This window comes from Achromobacter spanius (assembly GCF_029637605.1).
In the GTDB taxonomy this organism is placed as follows: domain Bacteria; phylum Pseudomonadota; class Gammaproteobacteria; order Burkholderiales; family Burkholderiaceae_B; genus Achromobacter; species Achromobacter spanius_E.
The window spans coordinates 2050568-2065781 of sequence record NZ_CP121261.1 but is presented as its reverse complement, the minus strand read 5'-3'; the positions used below and the strand labels follow the sequence as shown (position 1 = coordinate 2065781).

Below are 15214 nucleotides of genomic sequence, written 5' to 3'. Positions count from 1 at the left end.
TTTTCCGCCGCTTTGCCGGTGGCGGAAATGAAAAGGGAGCCCCGAGGGGCTCCCTTGCTGCATCTGAAGGGGGCGCTGGCGCCCTGGGGCGGCCGATCAGGGCAGCCCGTCGACTTTCCGGCCGGCCTTGATGCCGTGCTCGTCAAACCAGCCTTGGGCCATTTCCAGGGCGTAGCGCACCGGCTTTCTTGCGCAGTGCGGGTCTTCGGTCTGGGGGGCCATGTCGTCGATATTGACGATCGTGCCGTCGTCGGCGATAAAGGCTATCGAGAGCGGCAAGAGCGTGTTGCGCATCCAGAAGCACTGCACGTCAGGCCGCTCGAACACGAACAGCATGCCGTCGTTGCCCTGGAGTTCCGTGCGGAACATCAGGCCGCTTTGGCGGGTGGCGTCGGTAGCGGCGACTTCCGCGCGGATAATATGGATGCCCGCCGAAAGCTGTGTGGTGGGCAAGGGCGGTTGCGGACCAGTTTGCGCTTGGGCCCCCGCGGTCAGCGCAAGCGCCGTGGCGGCCAGCGCCGCCGACAGTGCTTTCAGAAATGCTGGTTTAAAGAGCGCTGTCTTGGACAACGTAGGGTTGACAGGCAATAACTTTGCATTCTTCAGCATGACTGGCACTTAAAAAGAAAATAACAAGGCGGGGCCCGAAAGCCCCGCCTGGATAATGGTGCAGCCTTACCGCTGCACTTTAAGGGATACTCAGGCCGCCGTGATATTAAGCGCCTGTTTGCCTTTAGGCCCCTGAATGATTTCGAAAGCCACTTTCTGGCCTTCCTTCAGGGTTTTAAAACCATTCATCTGTATGGACGAAAAGTGGGCGAACAGATCTTCACCGCCGTCGTCGGGCGTAATGAAGCCAAACCCCTTTGCATCGTTGAACCACTTGACGGTACCCGTCGATTTGGGATTGTCCCCTTGGACGGCGGTTGCGGTCGTATCAGACATGCGGACTGCCTCATTGAATCGTATGTTGACAGAAGGGCATCGCGGTCTAGACCTCTGTCCCCCCCTCCGAATTCCTGTCAGATTTTCGATGAGTTGAAAACCCCAGAATGCGCTGATAATGCGCTGCTTTTCTTCGTGTCGTCAAGTATGGAAACTACGTATTTCTGCGTGTAATTTTGAGTAAGTTGCGCGTTAGGCGTCCCCAGTTTAAATAGAATAGCCGCCCTATGAGTTCTACCTTGGATACCCAGCATGATTTGGCCGTCGAGAAGGCACCGGCACGCGCCGCGCCGCCTCCGATGTATCAGGTTTTGCTGCTGAATGACGACTACACGCCGATGGAATTCGTCGTGAAAGTCCTGCAAAAATTCTTCAATAAAAACCATGAAGAGGCCACGCGGATCATGTTGCAAGTGCATCACGAAGGTCGCGGAGTATGCGGGGTGTATCCCCGAGACCTCGCGGCGACCCGCATAGCTCAGGTAGCACAGTATGCGCGGGCGCGTCAGCACCCGCTCCAATGTGTAATGGAACCCGTTTAATACCAAGAATGAAGACGCCGCCCTCGAAGGCGGCGTTGTGCTGTGCAAGGCACGGCAGGTTCCGCGTGTGGGGAAGCGCGCGGCGCAGTGGGTCGGCAGCTCCGCCGCAAAGGAGCGTTGTATTCGAGTAGGCGGAGGGGTTTGCCGTGAGTGGAAAGGTTAGCAAGACCTGGCTGGCGGTTGCCGGCGTTGTGGTGTTGGCGGGTGCCATCGGCGTGGGCTGGTGGATGGGCGGTAAGGACAAGCAGGCCGCGGCCCCTGTCCAGGCGCCGGCGGTTTCCACCGCGACTCAAACCCCTGCCGCGGCTCCGACCGCCGCGGCGACGACTGACGGCAAGCCGGCGTTAGGCGCCAGTGCCACGGTGGGCGCACCCGACCCCTTTGCGGCGCTGACCTGCCAGCCGCGCCAGTTCAATGACGCGCTGTCGCTCTCGGTCACGTTTACCCAGCCGGTGGACGCCAAGGCCAAGCTGGATGATTTCCTCCAGGTCACCGACCTGGGCGCCTCGTCCGGCAAGGCCGACGAAGACAACGAGACCCCCGCCAATGCGGGCGACCAGCCGGCCTCGGTCAAGCCGGGCGATTCCGCGCCCCAAGGCAAGATACTGAAAGGCAGTTGGGTCGTGGGCGAGAACCCGCGCATGGTGTATTTCCCGTACATCCAGCCGCAGCGCAAATACGCCATCACGGTGCGTAAGGGGTTGCCCGGTGTGGGCGACAAGGTCGTGCTGGCCGAAACCTCGAATTGTGAAGTGAATACGCAGGCCATGCCGCCGTCGTTTTATTTCGCCAGCCGTGGCGTGGTGCTGCCGGCCGGCCAGAACGGCGGTTTGCCCGTGGCCACCGTAAACGTGCCCGAGGTTGACGTGCAGTTCCTGCGCGTGGCGCCGGACCGCGTGCCGGAATTGTTCGAAACGGTGCTGGGCATCGGCCGCAACACCGCGTCGGCCTCCGACGATGACGAAGCCGGCTACGACGACGACAACTGGCGTTATTCCGACAACCGCAGCCTGAAGGGTTCGGTCAGCAACTGGGATCTGGACCGCCTGAATTCGCTGACGACCAGCGTCTATCAGGGCCGTTTCATCACCGACGACAAGCCGAACCGCCGCCACGTCACCTTCCTGCCCGTTGAAGGCGTGAAGGAATTGCAAGAGCCCGGCATCTATATCGCGGTCATGAGCCAACCGGGCCGCTTCCGCTACGAATACCAGGTTACGTACTTCTACGTCAGCGATATCGGCCTGCATGCGCGCCGTTACAGCGACCGCGTGGAAGCCTATTCCGTGTCGCTGAAGTCGGGCCAGGCCATTCCGGGAGCCGTGTTTGAACTGGTGGACGGCGTGGGCAAGACGCTGGCCAAGGCCGCTGCCGATGCGCAGGGCCATGTGCGCTTTGACGGCAGCTTCACCAATGCGCGCGTCATCCGCGCCTCGCGTGACAAGGAAATGACCGTGCTGGCCTTGGGCGAGCCGGCGCTGGACCTGTCTGAGTTCGATACCGGCGGCCATGTGTCGCGCCCCAATAATCTGTTCGTCTACGCCGGCCGCAATTTGTATCGCCCGGGCGAGACGTTCAACGTATCGGTGCTGCCGCGCGACCTGGACGGCCGCATGCTGACGCCCGCGCCGCTGACGGCGACGATCAAGCGCCCCGATGGCCGGGTGGTGCAGACCACCCTGTGGCAGCCCAAGAAAGACCTGGTCGGCTATGTCGAGCGCGCGATTGACCTGCCGCTGGACGCCCAGACGGGTTCCTGGCTGCTTGAACTGCGCGTGGACCCCGCGTCGCGCGCGCCGGATGCGTCGTGGAAGTTCCAGGTCGAGGAATTCCTGCCTGAACGCATGAAGATGGTGCTCACGTCTGATCAAGACGTGTTGTCGCCGGACGAGGAACTGAAGGTGGACGTGCAGGGCGATTACCTCTACGGCGCGCCCGCCGCCGGCAACCGCCTGCTGTCCAGCTTCCAGGTCAAGCGCGACCGATTCGCCTTGGCCCAGCAGTGGCCTGGCTTCATCTTCGGCGACGTGGCCGATGACACGCGCCGCGCGTTCAGCGAACTGCCCGAGGCGGCGCTGGACGACAAGGGTAGCGTGCAAGTCAGCGTGAATCCCAACGTGGCAGGCACGCACTCGCCCATGAAGGTACGCGTGTCGGCCAGCCTGCTGGAATCTGGCGGCCGCCCGGTGGTGCGTTCCATTGAGCGCAGCGTTTGGCCCGCCGACAAACTGATCGCCGTGCGCCCGCAGTTTGACAGCGATGTGGCGCGCGAACGCGCACCCGCCGCGTTTGAAGTGATCCGTGCCAACGCGCAAGGCGAGATCGTTCCGCTGGCCCAGGCCCAGATGCGCTTGTTCCGCGAAGAACGCCAATACTATTGGCGCTTTGACGACCAGCGCGGTTGGAACAGCGGCTATACCGAAACCGAAGAACTGGTGGACTCGCGCGAAATCGCCTTGAACGACCGCGCGCAACTGACCGTGCCGGTCAAGTGGGGCCGTTACCGTCTTGAAATTACCGACCCGGAAACCGGCGAAACGATGCGCTACCGCTTCTATGCGGGCTGGAACGCGCAGGACGCCGACGCGATGGGTAACCGCCCCGACCGCGTGCAGATGAAGCTGGAAGGCGTGCCGGCCAAGCCGGGCGACACCGTCAAGGTCACGCTGACACCGCCGCACGACGGTCAGGCGCTGGTCACGGTGGAAGGCGACCGCATGCTGTGGTCCACCTGGGTGGCCGTGAAGGCGACGGGCACCGAAGTTGAAATTCCGATCAGCAAGGACTGGAAGCGCCACGACCTGTATGTGGCCGCCGCCGTGTTCCGCCCGGGTAGCGAAGGCGACCGCGTGACGCCGGCCCGTGCGCTGGGCCTGGCGTTCCTGCCGATTGCCAGCGCCGACCGCAAGCTGGATGTGACGCTGAGCGCGGCCGCCAAGACCGAGCCCGAAACCAAGACCACCGTGCGCGTCAAGGTCGACGGCGCGCAGGGCAAGCAAGCCACGGTGACGCTGTCCGCGGTGGACGTGGGCATTCTTAACATCAACCAATACGCCACGCCGGATCCGCTGGATTATTTCTTCGGCAAGCACCGCTACGCGCCCGAACTGCTGGACATGTACGGCAAGCTGATCGAGAAAATGGACGGCACCAAGGGCAAGCTGAAGTGGGGCGGTGACGCCGCCATGCGCGGCGACAGCCAGAGCCTGCCCAAGAAGGTCAAGCTGGTCGACCTGTTCTCGGGTCCGGTCACCTTGAACGCGCAGGGCGAAGCGGATATTGCGCTGGACCTGCCCGACTTCAACGGCACGCTGCGCCTGATGGCCGTGGCGTTCACGGCCGACAACTACGGCAGCACCGACACCGAAATGGTGGTGGCCGCGCCGATTGTCGCTGAACTGAATACGCCGCGTTTCATCACGCCGGGTGACCAGGCCGCCATTGCGTTGGACCTGACCAACCTGAGCGGCGCCGAGCAAAAGATCAGCATCAAGCTGGAAGCGCTGGACCCGCTGGCTATTACCGACGGCGTGCGCACGGTGACGCTGAAAGACAAGCAGCGCACCACCTTGCGTTTCAACGCCACCACGACCGGTTCGTATGGCTTGGGCCTGATGCGCCTGACCATCGACGGGCAGGGCGGCGCCAAGCCCGTGCACATCGTGCGTGAATCGGTGTTGCAAGTGCAGCCGGCCTATGCGGGCGAACGCCAGGTGCGCCGCCTGCGCCTGAACCCGGGTGAAACCAACGTGGCGCAGGCCTCGTGGGTGTCGTCTTACTACCCGGATTCCGCGCTGGTCAGCCTGACCGTGTCGAATCGCCCGCCGTTCAACGTGAACAAGTTGGTCGAAGGTTTGCTGGCGTATCCGTATGGCTGCGCCGAACAGACCATCAGCCGCGCCTTGCCGTGGGTGTTGATCGATGACGCCGTCGCCAAGCAGTTCGGCCTGAAGCCGCACTCGCAGGTGGAGCGCGCCGCTCAGGTGTCCGGCGCCATCGGCCGACTGTCCGGCATGCGCAACGCGGTGGGTTCGTACAACCTCTGGAGCGGTTCCAGCTCGCGCGATGTGTGGCTGACGGCCTATGCCGTCGGCTTCCTGCAAGACGCGCGCGACCAGGGCTTTGAAGTGCCTGAAGCCACGCTGGACCGTTCGCGCCAATGGCTGCTGGAGCAAGTGCAGCAGACTGCGAACACGTTCGGCACATGGTCGGTGAATCTGCGCCGCAACGTTGAAGCCGGCCGCATCGACGGCAGCGATGCCAACGTCCTGCGCGAAGACCACCGCCGTTTTGCTGGCTTGTCGACCGCCGTGCTGGCGCTGGCTCGCGACAAGAAGGCGCCGCTGTCGACGGTGCGCCAACTGTTCGACAACTATCAAGAGCGCGCGCGTTCGCCGTTGCCCCTGATCCAGTTGGCGGCCGCGTTCAAGCTGATGGGCGACGAAGGGCGCATGCAGTCCGCGCTGGACGCCGCGATGACGCGCGAATACGGTTTCCCGCGTCGCAATTACAACGGCTACTACGACGAATGGCTGGGCGACTACGGCAGCAGCGTGCGCGATTACGCCTTGTCGTACGCGCTGGCCAACCAGTACGGGCTGAAGCACGAGCGCCTGGAAAATCTGCTGACGCAACTGACTTCGCGCCTGGGCAACCGTTCGTACCTGTCCACGCAGGAACGCATGGCGCTGTTGATGGCGGCACGCGCCATCGGTGGCGACAAGGGCACGCCCTGGCAAGCCGCGCTGACGGTCAATGGCGCGCGCAAGTCGCTGGACGGCGGCAAGAGCGACCAGACGGTGGGCTTGTCGGCGGCTGATCTGGCCAACACGCAGATCGTCAACACCGGCGCGCAGTCCCTGTTCCTGGAGTACGACATCCAGGGCAGCCCGACGGTTGCGCCCAAGCCGCGCAACGACGTGATCCAGCTCAAGCGTGGCTGGTATCGTCCGGACGGCAAACCGTGGGATGGCGGCACGCTGCAAAGCGGCGACATGCTGGTGGTGTGGGTGCAGGCCAGCGCCAACCAGAACATTCCCGATGCGCTGATCGAGGACCGCGTACCGGCGGGTTTTGAAGTCGAAAACCTGAACCTGTCGCAAAGCCCCGAGATGCAGGAATGGACGATCGGCGGACGCCGCGTGGCCGAAGCCATGGCTGACTCCAACATCAAGCATCGTGAATTCCGTGATGACCGTTATGTGGCCGCCGTGTCCCTGGGGCGCGGCAAGGTCGACGTGTTCTATCTGGTGCGCGTCGTGACGCCGGGCCGTTACGCGGTGCCGTCGACCGTGGCGGAAGACATGTACCGCCCGGAAATTCGTGGCGTGGGTGAGCAGTGGAGCACGGTCGAAATCCGCGATCGCGGCGCCAAGCGTCCTTGACCGCCGCCGCCTCCTCCACGGCGGGCGCCACGCGCGCCCGCCGCTGGCGGCGGCGCGGCATCATCGCGGCCAGCGTGCTGTTTGCGCTGGCCGCGTTGTTATTCGTGCTTGACCGCCTGTTTCCGCTGCCCCCCATCGACTCGGGCGGCGCCGCCGTGATTGTTGCCGCCGACGGCACGCCGCTGCGCAACTACCCCAGCCGCGACGGCATCTGGCGCTATCCGGTCACGCCGGACCAGGTCTCGCCGCGCTATCTGGACACCTTGCTCACGTACGAAGACCGCTGGTTCTACTGGCATCCCGGCGTCAATCCCGTGGCGATGGCGCGCGCCGGCTGGCAATGGGCCACGAACCGCCGCATCGTGTCGGGCGGGTCCACATTGACCATGCAGGTCGCGCGCTTGATCGACCCGCAACTGACCGGCAAGCCGTCGCGCACGATGTCCGCAAAATTGCGGCAGGCCTGGCGCGCGGTGCAACTGGAAATGCACTACAGCAAGGACGAGATTCTTTCCATGTACCTGACCCTTGCCCCGATGGGGGGCATTGTGGAAGGCGTGGAAATGGGATCGCGGCTCTGGCTGGGCAAGTCCGCGCGCGACCTCGGCCCCGCTGAATCCGCCATGCTGACCGCCTTGCCGCAAGCGCCGTCGCGCCTGCGCCCCGACCGCCATCCCGAGGCGGCCCGGGCCGCGCGCGACAAGGTGCTGGACCGCATGGCCGAATTGGGCCGCTGGACCCCGGCTGAGGTCGCCGACGCCAAGATTGAAAACGTGATCGCGCCGCCATTGCGCGCGCGCTGGCTGGCGCCGCTGGCCGCGCAGCGTCTGTTGCAGGAAGCGGGTGCCTCGCCCGCCGCGCGCCGCGCGGGCCAACGGCCGCCGTTGGTCTCATCCACGCTGGATGCCGATATGCAGGCGTCGGTGGAACAAATGTTGCTGGACCGCGTGGACAGCCTGCCGCCCAAGGTGTCCATGGCGGTGCTGGTAATGGATAACGATAGCCTGGAGGTCAAGGCTTACGCGGGTTCCGCCGATTTTTCCGACGATACCCGTTACGCCCACGTGGATATGGTGCGTGGCGTGCGCTCGCCGGGTTCTACTCTGAAACCGTTTCTTTATGCGCAGGCGCTGGACGAAGGGTTGATCCATTCCGAAAGCCTGCTGATCGATGCGCCGCTGTCGTTTGGCGGCTACGCACCGGGTAATTTCCAGGCAGCGTTTTCCGGGCCTGTCAGCGTCGCGCAAGCGTTGCAACGGTCGTTGAATGTGCCTGCGGTAGACCTGTTGGACCGTGTCGGGCCGGCCAGTTTCGCGTCGGTTATGCTGACTGGCGGCGTCCGGTTACGTTTGCCGGACGGCGCCGTCCCAAATTTAAGCTTGATTTTGGGCGGGGGTGGCACCACATTGGAAGAACTGGTGGGCGCTTATCGGGCTTTGGCCCGTGACGGCGTCTCGGGACGGCCCCGCCTTCGGACGGAGCAGCCTCGAATCGAGTCCCGTATGATGAGCCCTGGAGCCGCCTGGATCGTTCGCGATATCCTTGAAGGCGGCGGGCATCCCGACCGGCCTTTTTACCAGTCGGGCAGCCCGGCCCGGCGACTGGCCTGGAAGACCGGAACCAGTTTCGGATTCCGGGACGCCTGGGCGATTGGGGTGACCGACAGATGGACGTTAGGCGTCTGGGTCGGTCGTCCGGACGGTACGCCCAACCCCGGTTTTTTCGGGGCGAACGTGGCGGCGCCGTTACTGCAAGATATTGTGGCCGCGTTGCCGGAAGGCGCGCAGCAGGTCCGTAGCCGGCCCGAAACGGTGCAGGCGGCGGTCACGTGTTGGCCACTGGGTTATCGGCTGGGCAGCGTGCCGTCGGGGGAATGCCCTGAACAGCGCGCGGCGTGGCTGCTGAACGACACGGCGCCGCCGTCATTTGCCGGCTATGCCGACGCCACGCAGGGGCCTTTGCGCGTGGGTGGCGTGGCCACCGGTTCGGTGCTTCGGCCCGTGCCGGGCAGCCGGGAAGTGGCGCTTGATGTAGATGTGCAGGGCGCCGAAGGCGAAGTATGGTGGATGCTTGACGGGCGCGTGGTGAATCATGGCGCGTCGAGTCATCCGTTTAAATTAGTGCTGGCGCAAGACGGCCGGTATACGCTTACCGTCATGGACGCACAAGGCCGCCACGATAGAGTGGTTTTTGAAATCGCTGGCGTTACGCCATGATCGGCATAGAATATGAATCGTGTATTTGACCGCTTCGATGCAATACGGAGGAAGCGTGATTTCTCAAGAGCTTGAAGTCAGCCTGCATATGGCTTTCGTCGAGGCCCGTTCGGCCCGGCATGAATTTATTACCGTCGAGCATCTGCTGTTGTCGTTGCTTGACAACGCTTCGGCAGTCGAGGTTCTGCGCGCCTGCGCGGCGAACCTGGATGACTTGCGTCGCAACCTCCGCCAGTTCGTTTCGGAAAACACTCCGGTGATTCCAAGCGGCGCCGAGGTCGATACGCAGCCGACGCTGGGCTTTCAGCGCGTGATTCAACGCGCAATCATGCACGTATCCGCGGGCGGCACCGGCAAGAAGCCGGTGACCGGCGCGAACGTGCTGGTGGCCATCTTCGGGGAAAAGGACTCGCACGCCGTGTACTACCTGCAACAGCAGGGCGTCACGCGTCTGGATGTCGTCAATTTCCTGTCGCATGGCATTACCAAACAGCCCCAGGTGGAGTCCGCCGCCGTGCAGAAAGAGCAGCAGACCAACGGTGAAGAGCAGGGCGAATCGCGTCAGTCGCCGCTTGACCAATACGCCACCGACCTGAACGCCGCCGCGCTGGCGGGCCGCATCGATCCCCTGATCGGACGCGAGCACGAAGTCGAGCGCGTCATTCAGGTGTTGTGCCGCCGCCGCAAAAACAATCCGCTGCTGGTGGGCGAGGCCGGCGTGGGCAAGACCGCTATCGCGGAAGGCTTGGCCTGGCGCATCACGCGCGGCGAAGTGCCTGAAATACTGCAAGCCGCGCAAGTGTTCTCGCTGGACATGGGCGCGTTGTTGGCCGGCACCAAGTACCGCGGTGATTTCGAGCAGCGTCTGAAGGGCGTGCTGAAGCAGATTCGCGGCAACCCCGACGCCATCCTGTTCATTGACGAAATTCACACGCTGATCGGCGCCGGTTCGGCTTCGGGCGGCACGCTGGATGCGTCCAATCTGTTGAAGCCCGCCTTGTCGTCGGGCCAACTGAAGTGCATTGGCGCGACCACCTACACGGAATATCGCGGCGTCTTTGAAAAAGACCACGCGCTGTCGCGTCGCTTCCAGAAGATCGACGTGCCGGAACCCAGCGTTGAGCAAACCGTGCAGATTCTGCGCGGGCTGAAGAGCCGCTTTGAAGAACATCACAGCGTTCGTTATTCAGCGGCTGCGCTGTCGGCGGCCGCTGAATTGTCGGCACGCTTCATCAATGACCGTCATCTGCCCGACAAGGCCATCGACGTCATCGACGAAGCCGGCGCCGCTCAGCGTCTGCTGCCGCGTTCGCGCCAGAAGAAGGTGATCGGCAAGGTGGACATCGAAAACATCGTGTCCAAGATCGCCCGCATTCCGCCGCAGTCGGTCTCCAACGATGACCGCAGCAAGCTGGCCACGCTGGACCGCGATTTGAAAACCGTGGTGTTCGGCCAGGACGGCGCCATCGATGCCCTGGCGGCCGCCATCAAGATGGCGCGCTCGGGCCTGGGCAAGCCGGAAAAACCCATCGGCGCGTTCCTCTTGTCCGGCCCCACGGGCGTGGGCAAGACCGAAGTGGCGCGGCAACTGGCGTTCACGCTGGGTGTTGAGCTGCTGCGTTTCGATATGTCGGAATACATGGAACGCCACGCGGTGTCGCGCTTGATCGGCGCGCCACCGGGGTATGTCGGGTTTGACCAGGGCGGCCTCTTGACCGAAGCCATCACCAAGCAGCCGCATTGCGTGCTGCTGCTGGACGAAATCGAAAAGGCCCACCCGGATGTGTTCAACATCCTGCTGCAGGTCATGGACCACGGCACGCTGACCGACAACAACGGCCGCAAGGCGGACTTCCGTAACGTCATCCTCATCATGACGACGAACGCGGGCGCCGAAACCTTGAACCGTCCGTCGATCGGGTTTGCCAATTCGCGGATGCTGGGCGACGAAATGGCGGAAATCCGCCGCATGTTCACGCCTGAATTCCGTAACCGCCTTGACGCCATCATTCCGTTCGCCGCGTTGGACCGCGAGGTCATCCTGCGCGTGGTGGACAAGTTCCTCATGCAACTGGAAGATCAGTTGCACGAGCGCCGCGTGGAAGCCGTATTCACCACGAAACTGCGCGAACACCTTGCCAAGGAGGGGTTCGACCCGCTGATGGGCGCGCGTCCCATGCAACGTCTTATTCAAGACACCATCCGCCGCGCGCTGGCCGACGAGCTGCTATTTGGCAAGCTGGTCGACGGCGGCTCGGTCACGGTGGACCTGGACGAGTCGGGCAAGGTGACGCTGGACTTCGAAGACAACGGGAAACCGCCTTCGTCTGCTGCGCCGGACAAGCAGGAAGTCGAACTGATCGATTAATGACCGCGGACAGCCAGCCGCTGATTGAGTGCGAACATTGCGCAAGCGTTTATCGCCGACATCAGCTTGAACCTGGCGAGACCGCCAATTGCGCCCGCTGCGGGGCCACACTGTGGCGCTACAGCGGGCTTACTTTGTCCAATTGGCTGGCGCTTGCCATCACAGCTCTGATCGTCTTCGGGGTGGCCAACGCCTACCCGGTCGCTTCCATGTCCGTGCAGGGCATGGTGCAAGAGGCGTCCTTGCTGGACGCCATTTCCATTACGTGGCGCCAAGGCCACTGGGTGGTCGCCGTCATGACGGGGCTGGCTGGTTTTGCGCTGCCGCTGCTGCAATTGACCGTGCTGCTATGGGTGCTGGGCCCGCTGTCCCAAGGCCGCGAACCCGTGGGCTTCCGTGGCACCATGCGTTTGCTGGGTGTGTTGCGACCCTGGTGCATGGTGCCCGTGTTCCTGTTGGGCGTGCTGGTGGCGGTGGTGAAGCTGGCCGGCATGGCGGCGGTGCAACCCGGTATCGGGCTGGGCGCCTTTGGCTTGCTGACCATCTTCCTGACCATATTGGGGCGCCTGTCGCCGCATGTGCTGTGGCGCTACGCCGAAACCGCGGGCGTGGCGCCCGTGCATATTCCGGAAAGCAGTCCCAATAGCGTGTTGGCCGGCTGCCATGTGTGCGGCCAGGTGCAGGCCTTGCCGTGCGACGCCGATCCCGAAGAAGAACACCACTGCGTGCGTTGTCATGCCGTGGTGCATTACCGCAAGCCCGACCACGTGGCGCGCACCTGGGCGCTGCTGCTCGCGGCGGTCGTGTTCTACATCCCGGCCAATGTGCTGCCCGTCATGCAGGTCAGTTCCGTCTTGGGCGACAGCGCCCACACCATTCTGGGCGGCGTGGTCGAACTGTGGCAGATGGGCTCATGGGACATTGCGTTGATTGTGTTCATCGCCAGCGTGGCCGTGCCCCTGACCAAGCTGATGGCATTGATCTTGCTGTTGCTGACCGAGCAATGGCGCAGCACCACCAACCTGCGGCCGCGTACCCGCTTGTATCAGATGGTCGAGTTCATTGGCCAATGGTCGATGCTGGATGTTTTTGTCGTTATATTGCTGGCGGCGCTGGCTGATTTCCAAGGCCTGATGGAGATCAGCGCGGGTGCCGGGGCGGCGGCCTTCGGCGTGGTGGTGATCTTGACCATGCTGGCGGCCATGAGCTTCGATTTGCGCCGTAGCTGGGATCTGGAAGGCGAGAGCGAAATCGACGCACCCGAGATAGAAGGCCGGGCTCACCCGGCCCATGCGGCGCAGCAGGCGCCGGCCCAGACCAGCAGGGAAGTGGGTTAGCAACAATAGCGGGTCCCGCGGAAGAAGAAAAAAGGAAAGTAGATGTCCGACCAAGCACCCGATGCCGGTGAAGAGAAGTACAAGTCACCGACCATCTCGCGCAAGCAGAAGAGCCGGATTTCATGGATCTGGCTGGTGCCCATCGTGGCCGCGCTGATGGGCATGTCGCTCGTCATCCGGACCTGGATGCAGGCTGGCCCGGATATCTCCATCTCGTTCAATACGGCCGAAGGGCTGGAGGTGGGCAAGACGCAACTGCGCTACAAGGACGTGAACATCGGCACGGTGAAGTCCATCGGCTTCAACAGCGACCGCAGCAAGGTCGTGGTGCGAGCCGAGCTTGCCAAGGAAGTGTCCGATCTGGCCCGCGAGGGCACCAATTTCTGGGTGGTGCGGCCGCGCCTGGACGTCAGCGGCGTATCGGGGCTGGGCACCTTGTTGTCGGGCGCCTACATTGGCGTGGATGCGGCCGAGGGCAAGAACGGGTCCGCCAAGGCCACCAAGCTGGACTTCGAAGGCCTGGAGATTCCGCCCGCGGTCACGCACGACCGCGCGGGCAAGCGCTTCATGCTGAAGGCGTCGGACCTGGGGTCGCTGGACATCGGTTCGCCCGTCTACTTCCGCCGCATCAACGTGGGGCGCGTCATCGGCTATGAACTCGACAAGACCGGCACGGCCGTGAATGTTGAAGTGTTCGTGGATTCGCCCAACGACAAGTTCGTCACCAACGGCACACGCTTCTGGAATGCCAGCGGCGTGGACTTCAGCGTCAATGCCGACGGCCTGAAGGTGCGCACGCAGTCACTGGTGTCCATGGCGGTGGGCGGGGTGGCGTTTGAATCCGTGCAAAGCGCGCGCGACGGCAGCACCCCGGCCGAGGCCGATGCCAACTTTGACCTGTACCCGACCGAAGCCGCCGCCAAGGCCAATCCGGACGGTGAAGCGTTCCCGATCCGTATGCGCTATGACCAGTCCATCCGTGGCCTGGCTGTGGGCGCGCCCATCGATTTCAACGGCATTACGCTGGGCAACGTCACGCAGATCACGCTGGACTTCGATCCGGCCACCAAGCGCTTCTTCTCGGTGGTGGACGCCACGCTTTATCCGGAACGCCTGGGCCGCGTCTATGAAGAGGTGCGCGAGCGCGCACTCAAAGAGGGAGACGAGGCGGGCACGCGGCTGCTGGGCGTGATGATCAAGTACGGCCTGCGCGCCCAATTGCGCACGTCCAACCTGCTGACCGGCCAGTTGTATGTGGTGTTGGACAACTTCCCGAATGCCAAGCCGGTGGGGTTCAAGGCCACCGACCCGGCGGTGATTCCGACGGTGCCGGGCAACCTGGATCAGTTGCAGCAGCAGGTCAGCAATATCGTCGCCAAGATCGAGAAGATTCCGTTCGACAAGATCGGCGAAGACCTGCGCACCACGCTGGCCAGCACGTCCAAGCTGATGAACCGGCTCGACAAGCAGGTGGCGCCAGAGGCCCAAAGCATGCTGAAGCAGGCCCGTCAGTCGATGGCGAATATCAACGCGATGCTGGCGTCGGACGCATCGCTGCCGGTCAATACCGAAAAGGCGATGCAGGAACTGAGCCGCGCGGCCCGTTCGTTGCGCGCGCTGGCCGACTTCCTGCAAGCCAACCCCGAAGCCTTGTTGCGCGGCCGTGGCGATGACCCGATTCCCGGCGCAGGCCCTGTCAGGAACTAAACAACCATGACTCTCTATTCGATGCGTCCCGTCTTGTCCCTGCTGGCGTTAGGCGCCGCCTTGGCGGGCTGCGGTTCGTCGCCGCCCGTGCACTACTACACCCTGCAAGGGCCGACCGCCCCGTCATCGGCCGCGCCTGCCGGATCCGCCGATTTTCTGATCGAGGTGCAAGCCGTCAGCCTGTCCACACAGGCCGACCAGCCGCAGTTGATGGTGCGTACCGGTGACGGCAGTGTATCGGCCCTGTATTCCGAACGCTGGAGCTCGCCATTGGGTGACGAATTGCGCGGCGCCTTGTCGGATGGGCTCAAGCGCGAACTGGGCGCCCTGGACGTGCAGATGGTCAAGCCAGGGCCGGCAGCGCCGGTGTGGCGGGTGCAGACGGACGTGCAGCGCTTTGAGATGGTGTCGGGCAGCATGGCGCAGTTGGACGCAACCTGGCGCGTGCGACCCGTCAACGCCAAGGGCACCGGGCTTCTGTGCCGCAGCGTGGTGACGGAAACCGTGTCCGAAACCGGTATCCCCGCGCTGATCGCCGCGCAGCAGCGGGCGGTGGCGGGCTTGGCGGGTGTGATGGCGTCCGCCATACGTGGGCAAGTGCCCACAGGGTCTGCTTCCGTGCAGATGTTGGGCTGCTCACCGCTCAAGGAATGACAAACCTGCATGAACTCAAGCGGTTAACCTAGGGTTAACCTTAATACAAACAAGGTTGCAA

At 63.5% G+C, this 15214-nt stretch carries 9 protein-coding genes; 7 read left to right on the top strand and 2 right to left on the bottom strand.

The annotated features are described in order from the left end of the window. Window positions 1-96: 96 nt before the first annotated feature. The gene (locus tag P8T11_RS08975; protein WP_268082261.1) at window positions 97-609 is read right to left on the bottom strand and encodes a DUF192 domain-containing protein; all 513 of its coding nucleotides are present in this window, start codon (window positions 607-609) and stop codon (window positions 97-99) included. Between the two features lie 90 nt (window positions 610-699). Continuing rightward, window positions 700-945: a cold-shock protein gene (locus P8T11_RS08970; RefSeq protein ID WP_006220277.1), complete on the bottom strand. Its 246-nt coding sequence runs from the start codon at window positions 943-945 to the stop codon at window positions 700-702. 227 nt (window positions 946-1172) lie between these two features. On the opposite strand from P8T11_RS08970, the gene clpS reads away from it, so the two are divergent. The 7 genes from clpS (at window position 1173) to P8T11_RS08935 (ending at window position 15153) form a co-directional block, all read left to right on the top strand. Continuing rightward, the gene (clpS, locus tag P8T11_RS08965) at window positions 1173-1487 is read left to right on the top strand and encodes an ATP-dependent Clp protease adapter ClpS (protein WP_006383989.1); all 315 of its coding nucleotides are present in this window, start codon (window positions 1173-1175) and stop codon (window positions 1485-1487) included. A gap of 146 nt (window positions 1488-1633) precedes the next feature. After that, window positions 1634-6871 (top strand): alpha-2-macroglobulin family protein, encoded by a 5238-nt coding sequence (locus P8T11_RS08960; RefSeq protein WP_418910316.1) that lies wholly within the window; start codon window positions 1634-1636, stop codon window positions 6869-6871. Next, window positions 6868-9087: a penicillin-binding protein 1C gene (pbpC, locus tag P8T11_RS08955; protein ID WP_418910317.1), complete on the top strand. Its 2220-nt coding sequence runs from the start codon at window positions 6868-6870 to the stop codon at window positions 9085-9087. Before P8T11_RS08960 ends, pbpC begins: the two co-directional genes overlap by 4 nt. A 55-nt stretch (window positions 9088-9142) precedes the next feature. Further along, window positions 9143-11455: an ATP-dependent Clp protease ATP-binding subunit ClpA gene (gene clpA / locus P8T11_RS08950; protein ID WP_268082262.1), complete on the top strand. Its 2313-nt coding sequence runs from the start codon at window positions 9143-9145 to the stop codon at window positions 11453-11455. Further along, window positions 11455-12792, top strand: a complete 1338-nt coding sequence (locus P8T11_RS08945; protein WP_268082263.1) for a paraquat-inducible protein A — start codon at window positions 11455-11457, stop codon at window positions 12790-12792. Before clpA ends, P8T11_RS08945 begins: the two co-directional genes overlap by 1 nt. Window positions 12793-12834: 42 nt before the next feature. Then, window positions 12835-14499, top strand: coding sequence for an intermembrane transport protein PqiB (locus tag P8T11_RS08940; RefSeq protein ID WP_268082264.1), 1665 nt, complete (start codon window positions 12835-12837; stop codon window positions 14497-14499). A gap of 6 nt (window positions 14500-14505) precedes the next feature. Next, complete coding sequence (locus P8T11_RS08935) at window positions 14506-15153, top strand: PqiC family protein (protein ID WP_268082265.1); 648 nt, start codon at window positions 14506-14508, stop codon at window positions 15151-15153. Window positions 15154-15214 lie beyond the last annotated feature (61 nt).